This window comes from Homoserinimonas aerilata (assembly GCF_006716125.1).
GTDB classification, from domain to species: Bacteria; Actinomycetota; Actinomycetes; order Actinomycetales; family Microbacteriaceae; genus Homoserinimonas; species Homoserinimonas aerilata.
The window spans coordinates 1,132,021-1,153,389 of sequence record NZ_VFOM01000001.1 but is presented as its reverse complement, the minus strand read 5'-3'; the positions used below and the strand labels follow the sequence as shown (position 1 = coordinate 1,153,389).

At 66.7% G+C, this 21,369-nt stretch carries 16 protein-coding genes and 1 tRNA gene; 6 read left to right on the top strand and 11 right to left on the bottom strand.

Features of this window, described 5'->3' with window-relative positions; genetic code table 11:
- Position 1: 1 nt before the first annotated feature.
- Genes uvrB through FB562_RS05400 form a run of 4 tightly spaced genes read right to left on the bottom strand, consistent with a single transcriptional unit; the run spans position 2 to position 8,119 of the window.
- Positions 2-2,089 (bottom strand): excinuclease ABC subunit UvrB, encoded by a 2,088-nt coding sequence (uvrB, locus tag FB562_RS05415; RefSeq protein ID WP_141880209.1) that lies wholly within the window; start codon positions 2,087-2,089, stop codon positions 2-4.
- A 9-nt stretch (positions 2,090-2,098) separates the two neighbouring features.
- Positions 2,099-5,494 (bottom strand): thiol reductant ABC exporter subunit CydC, encoded by a 3,396-nt coding sequence (gene cydC / locus FB562_RS05410; RefSeq protein WP_141880208.1) that lies wholly within the window; start codon positions 5,492-5,494, stop codon positions 2,099-2,101.
- Positions 5,494-6,522, bottom strand: coding sequence for a cytochrome d ubiquinol oxidase subunit II (gene cydB, locus FB562_RS05405; protein WP_141880207.1), 1,029 nt, complete (start codon positions 6,520-6,522; stop codon positions 5,494-5,496). The genes cydC and cydB overlap by 1 nt, the downstream gene beginning before the upstream one ends.
- A gap of 22 nt (positions 6,523-6,544) precedes the next feature.
- Positions 6,545-8,119: a cytochrome ubiquinol oxidase subunit I gene (locus tag FB562_RS05400; protein WP_141881096.1), complete on the bottom strand. Its 1,575-nt coding sequence runs from the start codon at positions 8,117-8,119 to the stop codon at positions 6,545-6,547.
- Positions 8,120-8,257: 138 nt separating this feature from the next.
- Between FB562_RS05400 and FB562_RS05395 the strand changes: the two genes are divergently transcribed.
- Both FB562_RS05395 and FB562_RS05390 read left to right on the top strand, forming a co-directional pair.
- Positions 8,258-8,650: a BlaI/MecI/CopY family transcriptional regulator gene (locus FB562_RS05395; RefSeq protein ID WP_141880206.1), complete on the top strand. Its 393-nt coding sequence runs from the start codon at positions 8,258-8,260 to the stop codon at positions 8,648-8,650.
- Positions 8,651-8,696: 46 nt separating this feature from the next.
- On the top strand, positions 8,697-9,680 hold the full coding sequence (locus FB562_RS05390) for a M56 family metallopeptidase (protein WP_141880205.1): 984 nt from the start codon (positions 8,697-8,699) through the stop codon (positions 9,678-9,680).
- Here the strand turns inward: FB562_RS05390 and coaE are convergent.
- Positions 9,677-10,315, bottom strand: coding sequence for a dephospho-CoA kinase (coaE, locus tag FB562_RS05385; protein WP_141880204.1), 639 nt, complete (start codon positions 10,313-10,315; stop codon positions 9,677-9,679). The genes FB562_RS05390 and coaE overlap by 4 nt on opposite strands.
- Positions 10,316-10,355: 40 nt before the next feature.
- Between coaE and FB562_RS05380 the strand changes: the two genes are divergently transcribed.
- Positions 10,356-10,955, top strand: a complete 600-nt coding sequence (locus tag FB562_RS05380) for a DUF4126 domain-containing protein (RefSeq protein ID WP_141880203.1) — start codon at positions 10,356-10,358, stop codon at positions 10,953-10,955.
- 89 nt (positions 10,956-11,044) lie between these two features.
- Here the strand turns inward: FB562_RS05380 and rpsA are convergent, their stop codons facing one another.
- From rpsA to polA, 5 genes are all read right to left on the bottom strand, one after another.
- Positions 11,045-12,499 carry a 30S ribosomal protein S1 gene (gene rpsA / locus FB562_RS05375; RefSeq protein WP_141880202.1) on the bottom strand — a complete coding sequence of 485 codons (1,455 nt, stop codon included), beginning with the start codon at positions 12,497-12,499 and terminating at the stop codon, positions 11,045-11,047.
- Positions 12,500-12,619: 120 nt separating this feature from the next.
- Positions 12,620-13,594, bottom strand: coding sequence for an epimerase (locus tag FB562_RS05370; RefSeq protein ID WP_141880201.1), 975 nt, complete (start codon positions 13,592-13,594; stop codon positions 12,620-12,622).
- Entirely contained in the window at positions 13,591-14,214 is a 624-nt protein-coding gene (locus tag FB562_RS05365; protein ID WP_141880200.1) for a DUF4166 domain-containing protein, read from the bottom strand. Before FB562_RS05365 ends, FB562_RS05370 begins: the two co-directional genes overlap by 4 nt.
- Entirely contained in the window at positions 14,215-15,891 is a 1,677-nt protein-coding gene (locus FB562_RS05360) for a DUF885 domain-containing protein (protein WP_141880199.1), read from the bottom strand.
- A gap of 58 nt (positions 15,892-15,949) precedes the next feature.
- A complete protein-coding gene (polA, locus tag FB562_RS05355; protein WP_141880198.1) occupies positions 15,950-18,625 on the bottom strand; it encodes a DNA polymerase I in 2,676 nt (891 codons plus the stop codon).
- Between the two features lie 59 nt (positions 18,626-18,684).
- Here polA and FB562_RS05350 point away from each other — a divergent pair, with 59 nt between their 5' ends.
- A complete protein-coding gene (locus tag FB562_RS05350; RefSeq protein ID WP_246081345.1) occupies positions 18,685-19,113 on the top strand; it encodes a PaaI family thioesterase in 429 nt (142 codons plus the stop codon).
- A 6-nt stretch (positions 19,114-19,119) separates the two neighbouring features.
- Here the strand turns inward: FB562_RS05350 and FB562_RS05345 are convergent, their stop codons facing one another.
- Entirely contained in the window at positions 19,120-19,722 is a 603-nt protein-coding gene (locus tag FB562_RS05345; protein ID WP_141880196.1) for an ANTAR domain-containing response regulator, read from the bottom strand.
- A gap of 39 nt (positions 19,723-19,761) precedes the next feature.
- Here FB562_RS05345 and FB562_RS05340 point away from each other — a divergent pair.
- Together FB562_RS05340 and FB562_RS05335 are read left to right on the top strand one after the other, a co-directional pair.
- Positions 19,762-19,844: transfer RNA gene (locus tag FB562_RS05340), tRNA-Leu, on the top strand.
- Between the two features lie 257 nt (positions 19,845-20,101).
- Complete coding sequence (locus FB562_RS05335) at positions 20,102-21,349, top strand: FAD-dependent oxidoreductase (protein WP_141880195.1); 1,248 nt, start codon at positions 20,102-20,104, stop codon at positions 21,347-21,349.
- The last annotated feature ends 20 nt before the right edge of the window (positions 21,350-21,369 follow it).

Genomic DNA, 21,369 nt, shown 5'->3' with positions numbered 1-21,369 from the left:
ATCAGATGTGCCCTGCGGCCTCCATCTGCCGCAGCTCCTTCTTCAGATCTGCCACCTCATCGCGCAGGCGGCCGGCGAGTTCGAACTTGAGCTCGGACGCAGCCTGCAGCATCTGCTCGTTGAGATCGCGGATGAGCGCCTCGAGGTCGTTCGCCCCGCTCGCGGCAAGCCCCTCGAAGCGGGTGCCCTCTCGGCGGAGGTTCGGCGTCGGGGTGCGCTTCTTCGCATCCTTGCCGCCGCGGGCCGCAAGGAACTCGGCCGTGTCGGCCTCCTCGCGGGCGAGCACATCGGTGATGTCGGCGATCTTCTTGCGCAGCGGGGTCGGATCGATGCCGTTCGCCAGGTTGTAGGCGACCTGCTTCTCGCGCCTGCGGTCGGTCTCCTCGATGGCGATCCGCATGGAGTCGGTGACGACATCCGCGTACATGTGTACGGCTCCTGAGACGTTTCGGGCCGCACGGCCGATCGTCTGGATGAGCGATGTCGACGAGCGGAGGAAGCCCTCCTTGTCGGCGTCGAGAATGGCGACGAGCGACACCTCGGGCAGGTCGAGGCCCTCTCGCAGCAGGTTGATGCCGACGAGCACGTCGTACACCCCCTGTCGCAGCTCCGTCAGGAGCTCCACACGTCGAAGCGTGTCGACATCGGAGTGCAGATAGCGAACCCTGACTCCGGCCTCCGTGAGGAAGTCGGTGAGCTCCTCCGCCATCTTCTTGGTGAGGGTTGTGACGAGGACCCGTTCGTTGCTGGCCGTGCGGAGGCGGATCTGCTCGAGCAGATCGTCGATCTGCCCCTTGCTCGGCTTGACGACGATCTCCGGATCGATCAGGCCGGTCGGGCGGATGATCTGCTCGACGACACTGTCGGTTATGCCCATCTCATACTTGCCCGGCGTGGCCGAGAGGTACACCTTCTGGCCGACGCGGTCGAGGAACTCGCTGAACTTGAGGGGCCGGTTGTCGAGTGCGCTCGGCAGCCGGAAGCCGTGCTCGACGAGCGTGCGCTTGCGCGAGGCGTCACCCTCGAACATCGCACCGATCTGCGGCACGGTGACATGCGATTCATCGATCACGACAAGGAAGTCGTCAGGGAAATAGTCGATGAGACAGTTCGGGGCCTCCCCCGGCGCCCGCCCGTCGATGTGGCGCGAATAGTTCTCGATGCCACTGCAGAAACCGATCTGCTCCATCATCTCCAGATCGAAGGTTGTGCGCATCCGGAGTCGCTGGGCCTCCAAGAGTTTGCCCTGGCGTTCGAGCTCGCCGAGCCGCTCCTCCAGTTCGGCACGGATGCCGACGATGGCGCGTTTCATGGTCTCGGGGCTCGCCGCGTAGTGGGTCGCAGGGAAGACCGACACGGCGTCGAGCTTCTTGATGACATCGCCCGTCAAAGGATGCAGGGAGTAGAGCGCCTCGATCTCATCCCCGAACATCTCGATGCGGATCGCGTTCTCCTCATACATCGGGATGATCTCGATCGTGTCGCCCCGAACACGGAACTTGCCACGGGAGAAGTCGATGTCGTTGCGTTGGTACTGCATCGCCACGAACTGCCGGATGATCGAATCGCGGGAGATGCGCTCGCCCACCTGCAGGGCGATCATCGCCTCCAGATACTCCTCTGCGGCGCCGAGGCCGTAGATACAGGAGACGGTGGAGACGACGATCACGTCGCGCCGACTGAGCAGCGAGTTCGTCGTGGAGTGGCGCAGGCGCTCGACCTCGGCGTTGACCGAGCTGTCCTTCTCGATGAAGGTGTCGGTCTGCGGAACGTAGGCCTCTGGCTGGTAGTAGTCGTAGTACGAGACGAAGTACTCGACCGCGTTGTTCGGCATGAGCTCACGGAACTCGTTGGCGAGCTGCGCCGCGAGCGTCTTGTTGTGCGCCATGACGAGAGTCGGGCGCTGCACCTGCTCGATCAGCCAGGCCGTCGTCGCCGACTTGCCTGTTCCTGTCGCACCGAGCAGTACGACATCCGTCTCACCCGCGTTGATGCGCGCCGCGAGCTCGGCGATCGCCGTCGGCTGATCACCGCTCGGCACATATTCACTGATTACTTCGAACGGGCGGACGGACCTGGTCGTTTCCACTGTTCAAGTCTAGGCAGGGCCACCGACATCGACTCCGGTATCGCTGACGGCGTACTCGACGACGCGTTCCCCGGCGCCCACGCCGCGGGGCGAGAGGCGGATGCGCCGATCCTCCGAGAGGACGCCGACAGCGCTGTGGGTGACGAGCACGGCAATGCGATCAGCGAGGGCCACACGCAGGTCGGCCATCAGGGCGATCGAGGCCTCCTCGTCGAGATGCGCGGTCGGCTCGTCGACGAGCACGACCTCGGAGCGGGTGAGCAGCGTGCGGGCGACGGCCAGCCTCTGGCGTTCCCCACCCGAGAGCTGGCGTCCGCCGAGCCCGACGGGTGTGTCGAGGCCGCGCGGGAGGCGGCCGAGGAGGGGCCCGAGACCGACCTTGTCGAGCACACCGACGAGCTCGGCCTCATCCGGGGCATCCGCTCGGGGGCGGGCGATCAGAAGGTTCGCCCGAAGCGTCGAATCGAAGAGGTGGCCCTCCTGCGGGCACCACGCGACATGCCTGCGCAGTTCCTCTCCAGAGATCTCCGCCGCATCGATCCCGTCCACGAGATAACGGCCGGAATCGGGCCTGAGATGTCCGAGCAGGAGGGCGAGCAGCGTCGACTTACCGGAACCAGAGGGTCCGGTGACGACGAGCCACTCCCCCGTGTCGACTCGCGCGTCGACGCCGGCGAACACCGGAGTCTCCGTTCCCGGCCAGCGGGCGGCGACGCCGTCGAGCTCAAGGCGGGTCATTCGCCCGACAGCGGCATGCTCAGGTGCCTCGGGGCGCGGCGTCGTGGGCTCCCCCGCGCTCGTGACCGTCGAGACACGATGCAGGACGGTGCGAAGCGTCGGCCACTGCTGCACGCCGGCCAGCATGTCGAGCAGAGGATCGATGAGACCCAGCGGCACGAGCGCGAGCACGGCCAGCATCGCGCCATCGATGACACCGGATGCGACGGCCGGCGCAGCGAACGGAAGCACCAGAATGGCGGTGCCGCAGCAGGCGGCGACGACCACCGCCCCGCCGAGGCCGAGAGCCCACACGCCGCGCCGCGCATGACGGCCAGCCTCGGTGTCGAGCTCTCCGAGCATCCGTCTCACCCTGGCGTCGACGCCGTTGGCGCGCAGATCCTCCGCAGCCGCGAGCATGGACGCGAAGCGGCGCAGCACGACGGAGCGCAGGCCCTGCTCGGCCCGGGTCGAGGCCCGATCGGCGGCGAGGGCTGCGGCGGGAGCGACGAGCAGCAGGCACGCCCCGAGCGCCAGGAACAGCGGGGCGATCGACGGCAGCACGGCACTGAGCGCGATGACCGCCGTCATGGTCGTGACGATACCGACGAGAACCGGTGAGACGACGCGCAACGACAGATCGCGCAACCTGTCGACATCGTTGACAAGACGGTCGAGAGCGTTCTCCCCGCTGAGCAGCGAACGACGGGTCGCACCGCGCGCGGCGAGGCCATACCAGAGGCGCACCCGAAGCCGTGTGAGTGCGGCGAAGATCGCATCGTGGCCGACGAGGCGCTCCGAATAGCGCAGCACCGCCCGACCGATGCCGAAGAAGCGCACACCGACGATGGCGACGAGCAGGTACATGATGGGTGGCTGCTCGCTCGCACGCACGATGAGCCATGCGGAGACCGCGGTCAGGCCGATCGCGAACACGGCCGCCAGAGTGCCGAGTGCGACCGCGACAACGATGCGAGCGGCCACGGGGCGAAGGAACAGCGCCAGCTCGCGCAGGGCCGGGCGGCCTGCTTCAGCGCTGCCGTCGTCGACGATCCTTGCGACGGGTGCGATCGCATCCGTCGTGTCTCCCGTGGCGTGCGCGGGCGCGAATGCCTCGCCTTCCCGAGGCTGTCCCACCGCGACGACCTGCTCGGCAAGCGAGCGCACGGCGTCATCATGGGATGCCACGATCACCGTCGCCCTGCCCCGAAGCTCCGCAATCTCCCGCACGACGACGCCGGCACTCAGCGCATCCAGATGTGCGGTCGGCTCATCGAGGAGCACGACCGTGGCGCCGTCGGCGACCCTGAGGAGCACGCGTCCGAAAGCCAGCCTGCGCAGCTCGCCGGGGCTGATGCCGGCCGGGTCCGCATCCGCCAGATGTGACAGGCCGAGGAGTTCCAAGACCGCGCCGACCTCATGGTGGGAGTCTCCCTCGGCGTAGAGCAGAAGCTCGCCCTCGACCGTCGGGGCGACGGTTCGGGGGTGCTGCGGCAGCCAGGCCCGGGACGCGGGACCGATGCCGGTGACCGAACCGGAGACCGTGGCCATCGCATCCGGGTCATCAGATGACTCGAGGATGCCAGCAAGGGCGGCGAGCACGGTCGACTTGCCCGTGCCGCTTGCGCCGTCGAGCAGGGTCACGGCACCCTGCCGGGCCTGGAATGTCAGCCCTGCAACGGTCGCATCGTCACGATCGGCGTAGTGGACGGTGAGTTCCTCGACCCGTACGGGCCCCTCGGGCTCCGTGAGCCTGCGGCTGCGCGGCGACGACAGGATCGCGCGAACCCGCGCGAGCGCATCCGTGCCGTCCTGCGACGAGTGGAATGCCGTGCCGACCTCGCGTAGTGGGGTGAAGCACTCCGGTGCGAGCAGAAGCGCCAGCAGGCCCAGCTCGAGTGGCATGTCGCCGTGCACCAGACGCACGCCGATGAACACCGCCACCACGGCGACCGAGATCGTCGCGATGAGTTCGAGCGCGAGCGATGAGAGGAACGCCGTGCGCAGCGTCTCCGTCGTTCGTTTGCGGTAGTCCTCAGAGATTCCTTCCAGCGCCCGCACCTGCTCATCGGCACGCCCCAGGCCCATGAGAACGGGAAGGCCACGTGCGAGCTCGACAAGGTGGTCGGAGAGGCGCTCGAGTGTTGCCGTCGCCTCGGCCACCCGCTCCTGGGTGTGCATGCCGATGAGCGCCATGAACACGGGGATGAGCGGCACGGTCACGACGATGACGAGGGCGCTCACCCAGTCGGCGAACAGGATGCGAACGCCGACCAGTAGGGGAAGGCTGGCCGCGGTCACCAGAGCGGGCAGGAACACCGTGAAGTACTTGTCGAGCTCGTCAAGGCCGCGCGTCGCCAGCATCGACTGGGCGCCGGGCCGGATTCCTCCCCCGCTGACCAGCCGCTCCGCCAGCTCCGCCCGCAGCCGCTCCTTGGTGCCGAGCATCGCGCGGGCGGCAACGACACGCTGGGCCCATGAGACGAGCGCGCGGAGCAGGCCGGATGCCAGACCCAGTGCGACGGCACCCCGCCAGCGGTCGGTCCCGTCGATGACCGAGACGATGCCTGTGGCGAGGGCATCCGCGATTCCGATCAGAGCGAGCGCCTTCAGCGTGCTGACGAGCCCCAGCAGATAGAGCGAGCCCCGGCCGAGTTCGCGCACTCCGGCGGCGGGCGAGGTCGCCATCACTGCCTCACCGCGGGCACCACGGGGTGGGCCTCGGGGATGTGCAGAGGAGAGACCCGCTTGCGGAAGACCCAGTATGTCCAGCCCTGGTAGGCGAGCACGAGCGGAACCCCGAAGAGGGCGACGATACTCATCACGCCGAGCGTGTAATCGGAGGAGGACGCATTCGTCACCGTCAGGTCGAAGGCGCTGTCGATCGTCGACGGCAGCACGACGGGGAACACTGCCGTGAAGATGGCGGCCGCGCCGAGAAGGATGAACCCGCCCAGCATCATGAACGCCCAGCCCTCACGGCCGCGCGCATTCGCGAACCATGCCACGACTGCGGCCAGAACCGCGACCGCCGTCATCGCCCAGGTGACAGCACTGCCGGTGTCGAACTGGATCGCGAGTACCCATCCGGCGATGGGGAGCAACCCGATGGGCAGAGCCACCTTGACGAAGCGTCGCGCGCGGTGCCGCACCTCGCCCTCCGTCTTGAGAGCCAGGAACACCGCGCCGTGAACAAGACTGAACCCCACGACCGCGAGACCGCCCAGAACTGCATAGCCGGTGAACCAAGCCCAGGCGCCGCCGACACGGTCTCCGTTGGCGTCGAGCGGAAGGCCTGTCGTCGTCAGCGCGAGCGCCGCGCCGATGCCGAAGGCAGACACCAGCGAGCCGAGCCCGAGGGCCAGATCCCAGCCTCTGCGCCAGCGGGCGGTGTGCCCCTTGCCGCGATACTCGATCGCGACGGCCCGGAAGATCAGCCCGAGCAGCACCACGACCAGCGGGATGTAGAGGGCCGAGAACAGAGACGCATACCAGAACGGGAATGCGGCGAACATGGCGCCACCCGCGGTGATCAGCCACACCTCGTTGCCGTCCCAGACCGGGCCGATGGCGTTCAGCATGACGCGCTTCTGCTTCTCATCCTTCGCGGAGAACAGCATGTGCATGCCGACCCCGAGATCGAAGCCCTCCAGGAACAGGTAACCGATCCAGAGGACGGCGACGATCACGAACCACAGTGTGGGAAGGAATTCCATCAGATTCTCCTATCGGATCGTTCTAGTAGGCGAAGGCGAGAACATCGTCATCGGATGCCCGCCCATCGGGTCGGTCGTCGTCATCATCTCTGCGCGCCATTTCAGGCAGCGCGCTGGCGATGCCGCCGCGGACATATCGGATGAGCAGCTTCAGCTCGAACACCATCAGCACTCCGTAGACGAGCGTGAGCGCGACGAGGGAGAACAGCATCTCGCTGAAGCTCACGCCCGGTGAAACCGCCGCGGCGGTGAACATGAAGACCCCATCGACCCCGCTCGGGTTGGGCGCCACCACGAAGGGCTGTCGGCCCATCTCGGTGAAGATCCATCCGGCCGAGTTCGCGGCGAACGGTGCTGCGATGCCGAGCACGGCCAGCTGCATGAGCGGCTTGCTGCGAGGCACCGTGCCCTTGCGGGTCAGCCACAGGGCGACCGCTGCGGCGAAGGCCGCGATCGCGCCGAAGCCGATCATGAGCCGGAAGCCCCAGTAGGTGACCTCCATGATGGGCAGGTAGTTGATCTCCTGGCCCGCACGCTCGCCGTAGAGAGGGTTGTCGGGCAGGTGCGTTCCGTAGAGACGCTGGTACTCGGGGATCAGCTCGTTGATGCCCCGGATCTCGGTCGTGAAGTCGCCGTGCGCGAGGAAGGACAGCGCGCCGTGGATCTCGACGATCGCAGTCACATCGTCGCAGTCGGTCGAACCGAGGTTGCCCACCGAGAGCACCGAGAAGCTCGTGCCGCTGTGGCAGGCACCCTCGGCAGCGGCCATCTTGAGCGGCTGCTGCTCGAACATCAGCTTGGCCTGCAGGTCACCCGTCACGGCGACTCCGGCGAACGCGACCATGGCGACGACGGCGCCGATGCGCAGGCTGGAGAGCCAGACGCGATGGTCGGCACGGTCCCTGCCGAGGATCTCGGGCGCCTCGCCGACGATGACGCGACCCTCGACATCCACCGTGTCGATTCCGTCGCGTCGACGCTGCCACAGCTGGTACCAGGCGATGCCGAGCATGAAACCGCCGCCGACGGCGAGGGCGCCGAAGATGGTGTGGGTGAAGGCGGCTATGGCGGTGTTGTTGCCGAGCAGAGCCCAGATGTCGACCATGACGGGGCGGCCATCGATGAGTTCGACGCCGACCGGATGCTGCATCCACGAGTTGGCGACGATGATGAAGTAGGCGGACACGATCGAGCCTGCGACGGCGATCCAGAGGCAGGCCACGTGGATGCGTTTGGGTAGTCGACCCCAGCCGAAGATCCACAACCCGAGGAATGTCGATTCGATGAAGAATGCGAGCAGCGCCTCCATGGCGAGCGGGGCGCCGAAGACATCACCGACGAAGCGGCTGTACTCGCTCCAGGCGAGGCCGAACTGGAACTCCTGGACGAGGCCTGTGGCGACGCCCATGATGAAGTTGATCAGGTAGAGCTTGCCCCAGAACTTGGTCATGCGGTACCAGCGGTCGTCGCCCGTGCGATGCCAGCGCATCTGCATGAAGGCGACGACGGGGCCCAACCCGAGAGTGAGTGGAACCATCCAGAAGTGGTAGACGGTGGTGATGCCGAACTGCCAGCGTGCGATGAGGAGCGGATCAATCGCGTCCACAGGTGATCCTTTCGGATGGGCGGGCCTTCGCCTCGCATGTCGGGAGGGTCGCATTGCTTCTACGTGCCGTAGAACAATTCAGTTCTACACCATGTAGAGAATGATTTCTACTCCATGTAGAATTGCTGCATGTCGACACGCAGCACACCACCCCTCGGAGACCTCGAGCGCGCGATCATGGACCTGCTCTGGGACTCCCCCGCCGCGCTCAGCGCGACGGAACTGCGCGACAGACTCGCCGCAGGCGAGACGAGCCCGCGTGAGCTCGCCGTCACCACGGTTCTCACCGTGCTCTCTCGCCTCGAGAAGAAGGACTTCGTCTCCCGCGACCGAGACGCCAGGCCACACCTGTACTGCGCCGTGACCTCACGCGCCGACCACATGGCAGAACTCATGCACGAGGTCCTCGGAGCGGCACCCGACCGCGAAGAGGTCCTCGCCCGCTTCCTCGGCCAGGTCCGACCCGACGAGGTCGACGCGCTCAGACGGATGCTCGACAAGGCCGCAGGCCCGCAGGTCTGACACGTTCGCGAGCTGGCACGATACGGCCCACTGGTAGCGTCGAACGATGCTGCTGACCTCCCTCGCCCTCGCAGGGCTCGCTGTCGCGCTCGCGTGGCCGGTGCCGATAGCCCTCGCAGCATCCGCATGGCCCTCGCGGGCGCCGGTGACCGCACTCATCGTCTGGCAGGCGGTGGCCCTCGCGGGAGGGCTCTCCATGATCGGCGCCCTGCTCTGCTACGGGCTGCAGCCCTTCGGTGACGATCTCGTGGGTGCGCTCGTCGAGTTCGCCCGACGTCTCGGAGCGGGAACCCTCCCGTCATCCGCCGACTTCGTGCACATGTTCGCGCTGAGCAGCGCCGTGCTCCTCGGCATCCACCTCCTGCTCAACCTCGTGCTCGCCTTCGTGCGCGACGAGCGCTCGCGCCGCCGACACAGGAGGCTCGTGCAACTGCTCAGCTCACCGCTGCCCGACCAGCCGGGAACCCGACTGCTCGACCACGAGGCCCCCGTCGCCTACTGCCTGCCGGGGAGCACCCGGTCCATCACGGTGCTCTCGGCCGGGCTCATCAGCATCCTCGATGAGGAGCAGCTGAGGGCCGTCATCGCGCATGAGCAGGCGCATGCGATGCAACGACACCACCTCGTGCTGCTTGCCTTCCGCGCCTGGCGACGCTCGCTTCCGTGGTTCCCCATCGCCACGAAGGCGCAGGATGCCGTGGCCGTGCTCGTCGAGATGCTGGCCGACGACCGGGCCAGACGAGCCGTCGGCGACTCCGTTCTCGCCACCGCGATCGCGGTCGTCGCCATCGGCGCACCCGCGAAGTCCGCGCACCTTGTCGCACCCGACGGTGACGGCGCGGGAGTTGTGGACCATGGCGAGGCTCTCGCAGCATCCGGCCCTGCAGCGATGGGGCGGATCTCCCGGCTCATCACGCCGGCCAACCCGCTGTCGTCGGCAGCGAAGGTGTTCGCCGTGCTCTGCGCGCTGTCCCTGCTCGCCGTTCCCACGGCGCTGCTGCTGTTGCCGCTGCTGTCGTGTCAGCGCTAGTCGCTCAGGTGCTCCTGTGCATCCTGTGCCTCCTTCGCCCTGAGCAGCGCCCAGAGGTGATCCACCTGCTCGATCAACGAGTCAACGTCGCCGTTGTTGTCGAGCACGACGTCTGCGACGGCCAAGCGCTCGGCATCCGTCGCCTGTGAGTTGATGCGGTGGATGGCCTCCTGCTCCGACATGCCGCGGTTCTCCACCATGCGTCGGATGCGGGCCTGCGTGTCAGCCTGCACGACGACGATGGAGTCGAAACCTAAGCCGCGATGGCCGGAGCCCTCGACCAGAAGGGGCACGTCGTAGACGACGATTGCGGACGCGTCTGCGGCCGCGGCATCCGCGATCCTCCGCTTCGTGAGTTCGCGGACCCGTGGATGCGTTATGCGGTTCAGCTTCTCGCGCCGCTCTGCATCGCCGAACACGATCGTGCCGAGCGCCGCGCGGTCGAGGGAGCCGTCGGGCTGCAGCACGTTCGGGCCGAACTCCTCTGCGATCTGGGCGAGGCCATCCGTACCCGGTTCGACGACCTCGCGGGCCAGCGCATCCGCGTCGATGTGCACCGCGCCCAGTTCCTTGAGTCGCGCGGCGGCCAGAGATTTACCCGACGCGATGCCGCCGGTCAGAGCGATGAGAAGCACGCGCCCCATGCTACTGTCACGCTGGACGAGAGGACGGCTGATGCTCGAATTCCTGACAGGTACCGGACTGGCGCTCTCTGCCGGCCTCAACGCCTACATCCCGCTGCTGCTGATCGGCCTCGCCAGCAGGTTCCTCGACTTCGTCGAACTTCCCGCCGGATGGCTGTGGCTCGAGAACGAATGGGTTCTGGGGATTCTCGCAGTACTGCTCGTCATCGAGCTCGTTGCCGACAAGATCCCCGCAGTCGACAGCGTCAACGACTGGATCCAGACGCTTGTGCGGCCGACCGCCGGTGGGCTCGCCTTCGGATCCGGCTCCTCGAGCGAGACCCTGGCAGTGACCGACCCCGCCCAGTTCTTCGAATCGAACCAATGGGTGCCCATCGCGACAGGAGCAGCCCTGGCTCTGCTCGTGCACCTGGCCAAGATGATCGCCCGACCGGTCGCCAACGCGGTCACGCTGGGGGCCGCAGCTCCCGTTCTCAGCACCATGGAGGATGCCGGAAGCGTCGTGCTCTCCGTGCTGGCGCTCGTCGTTCCCATCCTCGTGATCGTCGCCGTGCCGCTGCTCGGCTGGTGGATCGTGTCGGCTGTGCGGCGTGCACGAAGAAAGCGACGCGAATCGGCAGCAACGGGCTGACAGCGTTCACCCGCGCGTCGCCCGCAGACGGCCGTTAACGCAGCGATGGCCGCACCTTTCGGTGCGGCCATCGTTGTCGGTCGGAATGACTAGTTGTTGCTCGAGAGCTTCTCGCGGAGTGCTGCGAGGGCCTCGTCGTCGGCGAGGGTGCCGCTCGAAGCGGACTCGCTCGAGAACGACGAGCCACTGGACGACGCGGGAACGTCTTCGATGACCTGCGTGGCGGCAGTGGCGACCTGCTTCTTGTGAGCCTCCCAGCGAGCCTGGGCTGCAGCGTAGTCCTGCTCCCACTTCTCGCGCTGGGTGTCGAAGCCTTCCTTCCACTCGTTCGTCTCGGGGTCGAAGCCCTCCGGGTACTTGTAGTTGCCCTGCTCGTCGTACTCGGTGAGCATGCCGTACAGCGCCGGGTCGAACTCGGTGCCCTCGGGGTCGACACCCTCGTTGGCCTGCTTGAGGCTCAGCGAGATGCGGCGACGCTCCAGGTCGATGTCGATGACCTTGACGAAGACCTCTTCGCCGACCGACACGACCTGCTCTGCGAGCTCGACGTGCTTGCCGGACAGCTCCGAGATGTGCACGAGGCCCTCGATGCCCTCTGCAACGCGAACGAACGCGCCGAAGGGGACGAGCTTCGTGACCTTGCCCGGTGCAACCTGGCCGATGGCGTGGGTGCGGGCGAAGACCTGCCACGGGTCCTCCTGCGTCGCCTTGAGCGACAGGGAGACGCGCTCGCGCTCGAGGTCGACCTCGAGGATCTCGACGGTGACCTCCTGGCCGACCTCGACAACCTCGCTGGCGTGCTCGATGTGCTTCCAGCTGAGTTCGGAGACGTGCACGAGGCCGTCCACGCCGCCCAGGTCGACGAACGCACCGAAGTTGACGATCGAGGAGACGACACCCTTGCGAACCTGGCCCTTGGCGAGGTTGTTGAGGAACGTCGTGCGGCTCTCGGACTGCGTCTGCTCGAGCAGAGCGCGGCGCGACAGAACAACGTTGTTGCGGTTCTTGTCGAGCTCGAGGATCTTCGCCTCGATCTCCTGGCCGAGGTACGGCGTGAGGTCGCGAACGCGGCGAAGCTCGATGAGCGAGGCCGGGAGGAAGCCACGGAGGCCGATGTCGACGATGAGGCCGCCCTTGACGACCTCGATGACCGTACCGGTGACGACTCCGTCGTCTTCCTTGATCTTCTCGACGTCGCCCCACGCGCGCTCGTACTGTGCGCGCTTCTTGGACAGGATCAGACGACCCTCCTTGTCCTCCTTCTGGAGGACGAGAGCCTCGACGGTGTCGCCGACAGCGACCACCTCGTCGGGGTTGACGTCATGCTTGATGGAGAGCTCGCGGGAGGGGATGACACCCTCGGTCTTGTAACCGACGTCGAGGAGCACCTCGTCCCGGTCGATCTTGACGACGGTACCCTCGATGAGGTCTCCGTCGTTGAAGAACTTCAGCGTCTTTTCGACCGCGGCGAGAAAGTCTTCAGCAGATCCGATGTCATTGATTGCGACCTGCTTGGGCGCCTTGTCGGTCGTTGCGATTGTCATGTAGTTGTTGCTCCAGGATGGGCATGCCGAGAATCGGCACATAATCAGGCCACGGACGAAGAAAAAGCGTTGATTTCGCCGTGACAAGCGGATAGGACGTCACACGAGTGACAGTCAAGCTTAGCGTGTTCGAGAGCCCTTCGCCAACGACAGGATCTGCGCGATCGCCGGCTCCAGATCGGGCTGCTCGAAGCGGTATCCCTCCGCCGTCAGGCGCTCCGGTACGACCCAGCGGCTCTTCAACACCAGCTCTGTCTCGGTGCGGATCGCGATTGAGCCGAGCTCGAGCATCCAGCGGAAAGCAGGGAAGCCGAAGGGCACGCCGAGGAGCCGGCGGATCGTCGCCATGAGAGACGCGCTGTCGGAGGGATTCGGCGACGACGCGTTGACGACGCCCTCGATGTGCTCATTGGCCTCAACGAAGCGGATGACACCCACGACGTCATCGATGTGGATCCAGCTGAATCGCTGTCGGCCATGCGTTGCCCTGTACTCATGGAAGGTGCCCGCACGCCTCCGTGCACGGGTGGCGAACCAGCGACCGTCGAGCTGTGGCCCGCCGAGCCCGAAACGGGCGAGTCTGATCAGCGGCGGCATGACGCTGCCGTTGCCGAGCACGATCGCGATGCGCAGGGCGACCCGACGCGTGCTGGGCAGCTCGCCGTCGAAGAACTCGCGCTCCCAGGCGGTCGCCACGTCGACGGAGAAGCCGGAGCCGATCTCGCCCGTGGACTCCGTCATCGGCCCGTCGTCGGCGTGCCGGTAGATGGTCGCAGTCGAGGAGTTCACCCACAGACGCGGCGGCGCCTCTGCCGACCTCACGGCATCCGCAAGTTCACGGGTGGTGTCGATGCGGGAGCGTAGGATGACCGCGCGATTGCGGGCGTTGTATCGGCAGTTCACGCTCCTGCCCGCGAGGTTGACGAGCAGGTCTGCGCCGTCGAGCAGGCGCACGATCGCCTCGTGGTCGCCCCAGACGGCGTCCGCGCCGCTGCGCCCGATCGTGCTCACCGTCGCACCCTCCGCGCGATAGGCATCCACGAGCCGGCGACCGATGAACCCCGATGCTCCGGCAACAACAACACGCTTCGTCATGCGGATGCCTCCCCCTGCCGTATCCCGTAATGGAACGATCCGGCGTACTCATAGAGCCTACCGAGCAGAGGATGACTCAGGACCACACTCACGCGCTGCAGCCCGGCATCATCGTCGAAGCGTTCCTCCAGCGAGACTCGCGGCGCACACCATCGAGGTGACCACAGGATGTTCCGCCCCGTTCGAACCCCGACCCCGGTTGAGACGAGCAGCAACGCCTCATCGACGATCGCGGCGTCGAAGGCGGCGACGAGCCTGTTGCCGAGTCCGAGATGGTCGACGAGCGCGGAGCCGTTCCACCCGATCTCGTCGACCATCGAGCGGTCGCCCGACGCGAAGTGGAAGGTTCGCGTCGCCGCGACGGCGGGCCCTGCGTGAGGTACTGGCGAATTGGTGACGGTGAAGGGCACCTCGCTCGCCCAGACGGGGAACAGGATGCCGCGGCGCGCAAGCAACGCGAGGATGGGCCAGAGCCAGCGCCGCGGGGTTCCCACCGTATGAAACACACCCTCGCCGTGACCGTGAGAGCCATCCGGGATGCGCGAGAAATAGGCGAGGAGCCGCGGATGCAGTAGTGCCATTCGCTCGCCGAGCGCCGCCTCATAGGGGGAAGGCGGCATCTACTCCCCCAGCACGGCGCTGCGCAGCGTGTCCAGCCCGACCCCGCCGAGCGCGAGCGAGCGGCTGTGGAAGTCACGCACCGAGAAGCTGGGGCCCTCGCGGCGGGCGAGCTCGTCGCGGAGTTCCTCCCACAGTCGCTGCCCGACCTTGTATGACGGGGCCTGCCCCGGCCATCCGAAGTACCGGTTCACCTCGAAGAGCGTGCTCGGATCGCTCTCGTGGCAGTTCGCGCGGAAGAACTCCAGTGCGTAGCCGAAGTCCCACTCGCCGCTGCCGTCGAGGCGCGGCTTGCCGAGGTGCACACCCAGGTCGAGCACGACCCGCGCGGCGCGCATGCGCTGGGCGTCGAGCATCCCCAGTCGGTCCGCGGGGTCGTCGAGGTAGCCGAGCTGCTGCATGAGCCGCTCGGCATACAGAGCCCAACCCTCCGCGTGGCCGGAGGTGCCCGCGAGCTGGCGGCGCCACGTGTTCAACTCCGCCCTGTTGACGACGGCCTGCCCGATCTGAAGGTGATGCCCGGGCACACCCTCGTGGAACACGGTCGTCTTCTCGCGCCACGTCGAGAACTCGGTCACGCCCACCGGAACAGACCACCACATGCGTCCCGGCCGGGAGAAGTCGTCGGCGGGCCCCGTGTAGTAGATGCCGCCGTCTTGGGTGGGCGCGATCATGCATTCGAGCCGCCGGATCTCGTCGGGGATGTCGAACTGTTCGCGCGACAGCTCGTCGACGACGCGGTCGCTGAGCTCCTGCATCCAGCGCTGCAGGGCATCGGTGCCGTGCAGCCTGCGGGCCGGGTCGGCGTCGAGTACGGCGATGGCCTCGTCGACGGATGCCCCGGGGCTGATCTCGCGGGCGGTCGCCTCCTGCTCTGCGCGCATCCGTGCGAGCTCGTCGATCCCCCACTCGTACGTCTCGTCGAGATCGATCGCCGAGCCGAGGAAACGCCGTGAGTGCAGCGAGTAGGCGTCACGGCCGACGGCGTCGATCTCGCTTGCTGCGGGCGCGAGCTCCCCCTCCAGGAATGCGGTGAACCGTGCGTAGGCCTCCGAAGCGGATGCCGCCCCGTTGGCGAGATCCTGCTTCAGGGATTCGGGGACATCCGTCGCCTGGCTCGCGAGCTCGGCGAAGAAGCCATCGGGCCGGGCGGTACGGGCCGTCTGCGCGGCGACCGCAAGCACCTGCCGCCGGGCCGGGGTCATCCCCTCCGCCATGCCCTGGCGCAGGGTGCGGATGTAGCCGTCGAGCGCGCCCGCCACACCACCGAGCCGACCGGACACATTCGACCAGTCCTCCTCCGACTTCGTCGGCATGAGGTCGAAGATCTCGCGGATCTCGGTGGCGGGTGAGGCGAGCACGTTCAGGTCACGAAGGTGCAGGCCTGCGGCGTGCGCTTCGAGGGAGAGCGACAGTTCGGAGCGCAGGTCGGCGAGGGTGACGGTGTCGACTGCGTCGATCGGCTCCGCAGAGCCGAGTTCGACGAGAACCTCACTCTGTGCGGAGGCCATCGCCTCGTGGCCGTCGGGCGAGTAGTCACCGAACTCCGCCAGCCTGCCGGGAAGCCCCATGTATGTCGCGAGCTCCGGCTGCAGCTCCACGATCGTCTCGACCCAGCCCTCGGCGATGTCGTCGATGCGGGTCGCGGGGCGGGCAGGATGAGGGTTCTGATCAGTCATGCGACCGAGCCTAGGCGAGGCGCACGGCTCAGCACGAGGAGCTTGACCGAGCGGTGGGTCAGTGCGCGGCGTCGTCCCAGTTGTCTCCTGTGCCGATCTGCACATCGAGCGGCACGGAAAGCTGCGCTGCTCCGCCCATGCGCGTGGTCACGACGCTGGTGAGGGCTTCAAGCTCACCCTCGGCGACCTCGAAGATGAGTTCGTCGTGGACCTGGAGGAGAAGGCGCGAGCGCATCCCCTGGCTGCTCAGGTCACCGGCGACGCCGATCATGGCGATCTTCATGATGTCTGCCGCGGAACCCTGGATGGGGGCGTTGAGCGCCGCGCGCTCCGCATTCTCGCGCAGCACCCTGTTCTTGGAGTTGAGGTCGCCGAACGGCCGGCGGCGGCCGAAGATGGTCTCGGTGTAGCCGTCTTCGCGGGCCTGCGTCACCACGCCGCGGAGGTAGTCGCGAACTGCGCCGAAGCGCTCGAAGTAGTCGGTCATGAGCTGCTTCGCCTCGGCGACGTCGATGCGCAGCTGCTTGGAGAGACCGAATGCGCTCAGGCCGTAGGCGAGCCCGTACGACATCGCCTTCACCTTGGTGCGCATGAGCGGGGTGACCTCGGCGGGGTCGACGTGGAAGATGCGTGATCCGACGAAACGGTGCAGGTCTTCGCCGGCGTTGAAGGCCTCGATGAGGCCCTCATCTCCGGAGAGGTGCGCCATGATGCGCATCTCGATCTGCGAATAGTCGGCGGTGAGGAGGGTCGAGAATTCTGCGCCGTGCTCGAAGGAGGAGCGGATCTCGCGCCCGACCTCCGTCTTGACGGGGATGTTCTGCAGGTTCGGGTCGTTCGACGAGATGCGCCCCGTGCTCGTGCCCGTCTGGTCGTAGGTCGTGTGGATGCGGCCGTCGGCGCCGACCGCCTTCTCCAGCGTCTCGACGATCTGCCCGAGCTTGGTGACGTCGCGGTGCTGCAGCAGCAGGCCCAGGAACGGATGCGGTGACTTCTCCTGGAGATCGGCCAGTGATGCCGCATCCGTTGAGTATCCGGTCTTGTTGGCGCGGGTCTTGGGCATGCCCAGCTCTTCGAACAGCACCTGCTGCAGCTGTTTCGGCGAACCGAGGTTCACCTCGTGGCCGATCTCGGCGAAGGCCTGGGAGGCGAAGTCGGCGGCGGATGCGGAGAGCCGGGATTTGAGGTCGGCCAGTATCGAGGCGCTCACCGTGATGCCGCTGAGTTCCATCGTGGCGAGCACGGGGACTATGGGCAGTTCGATGTCGTCGAGCACGCGGCGGGTTCCGGGCTCCATCTGGGCGGCGAGGGCCTCGGCGATGCGGAGCACATGCCAGGCCTCCGTCGCCGGGCTGAGAGCCTCGACCTCCGGCACCAGCTGGTTGGGGTCGGCCACGTCGAGAGTCTCGCCGAGGACGGTGTAGGCCTGGCCTGCGAGATCCTGGGACTTGCCGCCCGGTCGGATGAGCCAGGCGGCGATCGTCGTGTCGAACGCGATTCCGCCGAGTTCGAGCCCAGCGGTGCGGAGTGCTTTCAGTTGGCGTTTGGAGTCGAAGAGGTACTTCGGCGACTCTCCCGCGAGCCAGTCCTCGAGCGCCGCATAATCCGGCCGACCCGTCGCCCACGGTACATAGACCGTGTCGTCAGCGGCGGCGATGCCGAAGCCTGTCACGCCATCCGGCCCCATCTCCACCTGGAGCCCGAGCGGAGAGGACCCGGCTGAGTGCCGGGACAGCCACTGCGCGAGCTCCTCGTCGATGAGCGTGCGGACGACGGGGGCGAGCTGTTCTGCGGGAGTCTCGATGACCTCAGCGGTGTCTGCCACGGCATCCGTGCCACCCTCGGCGGCGGCGATCTTGAGAACGCGCTCCAACAGCGTCTTGAACTGGAGCTTGTCGAAGACCTCCCGCACGGCGGCCGGGTTGATCTTCTGGCGTTCGAGATCTGCGGGGCCGACGGGCAGGTCGACATCGTTGACGAGCCGGTTGAGGCGGCGATTGCGAATCGCGTTCTCCTTCTGCTCGCGCAGCTTCTCGCCCACGACACCCTTGATCTCGTCGGCGTGCTCGAGGATCTGGTCGAGGCCGCCGTAGAGGTTGATCCACTTCACGGCGGTCTTCTCGCCGACCTTGTCGATGCCGATCAGGTTGTCGCTGGTCTCGCCGACGAGCGCCGCGACATCCGGATACTGCTCGGGCCGGATGCCGTAACGCTCGACGACAGCGTCATGGTCGTAACGCTTGAGCTCGGAGACGCCGCGGGCGTTCGGGTAGAGCAGCGTGACGTCGTCGTTCACGAGCTGGATCGCGTCGCGGTCGCCGCTGACGACGAGCACCCGGAAGCCCTGCTGCGCGCCCTGCGCCGCGAGAGTGGCGAGGATGTCGTCGGCCTCGTAGTCCTCTTTGGTGATCGTCGTGATGTTCATCGCCGCCAACGCCTCTTCGAGGAGCGGGATCTGGCCGATGAACTCGGGAGGAGTCTCGCCGCGCGTGCCCTTGTATTCGGGGTACTCGCGGGTGCGGAAGGAGTAACGCGAGATGTCGAAAGCGACGGCGAGATGCGTCGGCTTCTCCTGCTGCAGCAGCAGAAGGAGCATCGAGATGAAACCGTGGATGGCGTTGGTGTGCTGCCCCTCCCGGTTCACGAAACTGTCGACAGGGAGCGCGTAGAACGCTCGGAAGGCCAGCGAGTGACCGTCGATTACGAGGAGGGTAGGCTTCTTGTTGTCCGACACACAGTCAGCCTAACGGGGGCCGCTGACAGGCCGACCGCAGGATGCACGAAAGGCCCTCGATGACGAAGCTCCCGCCCGACCTCTCCCCCGAGCTCATCGCCCGGCTGGCCGATTCGGGCGGCGGCGAACTGCCCCGCCGGATGGGCATCGAGTTCATCGAGCTCTCGGCCGAGTACTCGGTCGCGCGGATGCCCGTCGAAGGCAATCGTCAGGTGGTCGGCCTGCTGCACGGCGGCGCGCATGTCGTGCTCGGCGAGTCGCTCGGCTCGATCTCCTCGGCCATCCATGCGGGGCCGGGTCGCTACGCCGTCGGCATCGAGATCAACGCGACGCACAGCCGCTCGGTGACGGAGGGCTGGGTCACGGGAACGTGCCGCTCGATCAGCCTCGGCCGCACACTAGCCACACACGAGATCGTCATCACGGATGACGACGGCAACCGCCTGTCGACCGTGCGCATGACGAACATGCTCCGCGACCAGCGGTAGTAGACGCTACTTCTTGGGCGCGAACTGGTCGATGATCGTCTTGGCGACGTCGTGCATGGTGAGGCGACGATCCATCGACGCCTTCTGAATCCAGCGGAACGCCTCCGGCTCGGTGAGGCCCATCTTCTCGTTCAGGATGCCCTTGGCCCGGTCGACGAGCTTGCGGGTCTCAAACCGCTCGACGAGGTCGGTGACCTCCGACTCGAGGGCGATGATCTGCGCGTAGCGGGCGAGGGCGATCTCGATCGCCGGCAGCAGGTCGTTGGGGGTGAAGGGCTTGACCACGTAGGCCAGCGCGCCGGCCTCGGTTGCGCGCTCGACGAGCTCCTTCTGGCTGAAGGCCGTGAGGAGGACGACGGGGGCGATGTGGTTCTTGGTGAGCCTCTCGGCGGCGGAGATGCCGTCGAGGAGCGGCATCTTCACATCCATGATGACCAGGTCGGGGCGCAACTCTGTTGCGAGCGCGACTGCCGCTTCGCCGTCGCCAGCCTCGCCGACGACGTCGAATCCGTTGTCGCGGAGAGTCTCGACGATGTCGAGCCGGATGAGCGACTCATCCTCCGCTACGACGACGCGACGGGGGGCCTGTGTTGTTTCCTGGTCTGCCACGTCGTAAAGCCTACGGTATTCTGAACGTCGTTACTGTGCGCCGGTGTGGCGGAATGGCAGACGCGGAGCACTCAAAATGCTTTGTTCGAAAGAACGTGTGGGTTCGACCCCCACCACCGGCACAGACGCTTTACTCCCGCGATGGAGATGGATCATCCTTTAACCACATTCTCAGCATCGATAACAAGGAGCCTGGCGAGCACTACCGCCACGCGCAACACCCACGTCAGGCGAGCGGCAAGGTCGACCAGAATCGCCAGCACAGGGTTCGAACGGCCTCGTAAAAGCAGCCCGTGTGGTTCACAGCGCGAGCGGGCGGCAGATTCTGCTGGCGTCGCCACAGAATCGGAATACCGTTGAGGTGACGGACGGAGTTCGCATGGACGGAGAGACGCTCGAGACCACCTGCTGCATCGTCGGAGGCGGCCCCGCCGGCATGATGCTCGGGCTTCTTCTTGCCCGAGCGGGCATCGACACCGTCGTGCTGGAGAAACACGTCGACTTCTTTCGCGACTTCCGCGGTGACACCATTCACCCGTCGACGCTCGACCTCATCGACCAGCTCGGCCTCACCGAACGTTTCAACGCCATCCGGCAGAGCTCCATCCGCACCCTCGACATCGTCGTCAACGGCAACAGGCTCACCCCCGTCGACTTCGGCCACCTCGGCGGGCGAAACCGCCGCATCGCGCTCATGCCCCAGTGGGACTTCCTGTCACTGCTCGCGGAGGAGGGCAAACGGCATCCGAAGCTGCGCCTCCTCATGGGTGCAGAGGCCACCGGCCTCAGATTCGACGGCGACACGGTCATCGGATGCGACGCCACCATCACCGGCTCGGAGGGCAACCCCGTGCGAACCAGCATCAGTGCGGCCCTCACCGTGGCGGCTGACGGCCGCGATTCGGTGCTGCGGCGCGCATCCGAGCTGCCCTATACAGACCACGGCGTCGCGGTCGATGTGTTGTGGTTCCGCACCGGCCGGCCGGCCGAGGTGCTGCGCGACACCCTCGCCTACCTCGATGATGAAGCCGCGCTCATCACCATCCCCCGCGAAGGCTATCTGCAGTGCGGCATGCTCATCCCCAAAGGCCACTACCCCGCCATCCAAGCGGCTGGGCTCGATGCCCTCCGGCAGAGCATCGTGACGGTTGCCCCGGTGCTGCACGGCGAGGTTGCGGCAATCGCCAGCTGGGACGAGGTCAAACTGCTCACCGTGCAGATCGGCCGCCTCGGCACCTGGGCGCGCGACGGACTACTCTGCATCGGTGACGCCGCTCATGCGATGTCTCCCGCATTCGGTGTCGGTGTGAACTACGCCATTCAGGATGCTGTGGCCACGGCGAACCTCCTCGCCGGCCCCCTCGCCGAAGGCCGTGTCACCCTGCAACAGCTCACCGCGATACAGGTCAGACGGATGCGCGCGGTCGTGCGCATGCAGAGACTGCAGATGCGATTGCACGAGGTGATCGCGAAGCCCGGCGGTGGCGCGTTCCTGCCGAACCCGATGACATGGTGGCAGCGGGCGATCGCAGCGGTCGTGCTGCCCCTCCTCCGACGGATCGCCGCCCGTGTCGTCGGCCGCGGGTTCACGCCCGAACGCATCGACGACACCCTGCTGCGCGCATAAAAGACGACGGCGTGAACAGC

What these genes read in the sequence shown, in the direction of transcription:
- cydC (WP_141880208.1), bottom strand. Translation starts at nt 5,494, where the DNA reads ATGGCGACCTCGCCCGCCGCCGGAGTGCGCGAACTCGGCCGGGGCTCG.
- cydB (WP_141880207.1), bottom strand. Translation starts at nt 6,522, where the DNA reads ATGGAATTCCTTCCCACACTGTGGTTCGTGATCGTCGCCGTCCTCTGG.
- FB562_RS05395 (WP_141880206.1), top strand. Translation starts at nt 8,258, where the DNA reads ATGTCGACACGCAGCACACCACCCCTCGGAGACCTCGAGCGCGCGATC.
- FB562_RS05390 (WP_141880205.1), top strand. Translation starts at nt 8,697, where the DNA reads ATGCTGCTGACCTCCCTCGCCCTCGCAGGGCTCGCTGTCGCGCTCGCG.
- FB562_RS05380 (WP_141880203.1), top strand. Translation starts at nt 10,356, where the DNA reads ATGCTCGAATTCCTGACAGGTACCGGACTGGCGCTCTCTGCCGGCCTC.
- rpsA (WP_141880202.1), bottom strand. Translation starts at nt 12,499, where the DNA reads ATGACAATCGCAACGACCGACAAGGCGCCCAAGCAGGTCGCAATCAAT.
- FB562_RS05370 (WP_141880201.1), bottom strand. Translation starts at nt 13,594, where the DNA reads ATGACGAAGCGTGTTGTTGTTGCCGGAGCATCGGGGTTCATCGGTCGC.
- FB562_RS05365 (WP_141880200.1), bottom strand. Translation starts at nt 14,214, where the DNA reads ATGCCGCCTTCCCCCTATGAGGCGGCGCTCGGCGAGCGAATGGCACTA.
- FB562_RS05360 (WP_141880199.1), bottom strand. Translation starts at nt 15,891, where the DNA reads ATGACTGATCAGAACCCTCATCCTGCCCGCCCCGCGACCCGCATCGAC.
- FB562_RS05350 (WP_246081345.1), top strand. Translation starts at nt 18,685, where the DNA reads ATGACGAAGCTCCCGCCCGACCTCTCCCCCGAGCTCATCGCCCGGCTG.
- FB562_RS05335 (WP_141880195.1), top strand. Translation starts at nt 20,102, where the DNA reads ATGGACGGAGAGACGCTCGAGACCACCTGCTGCATCGTCGGAGGCGGC.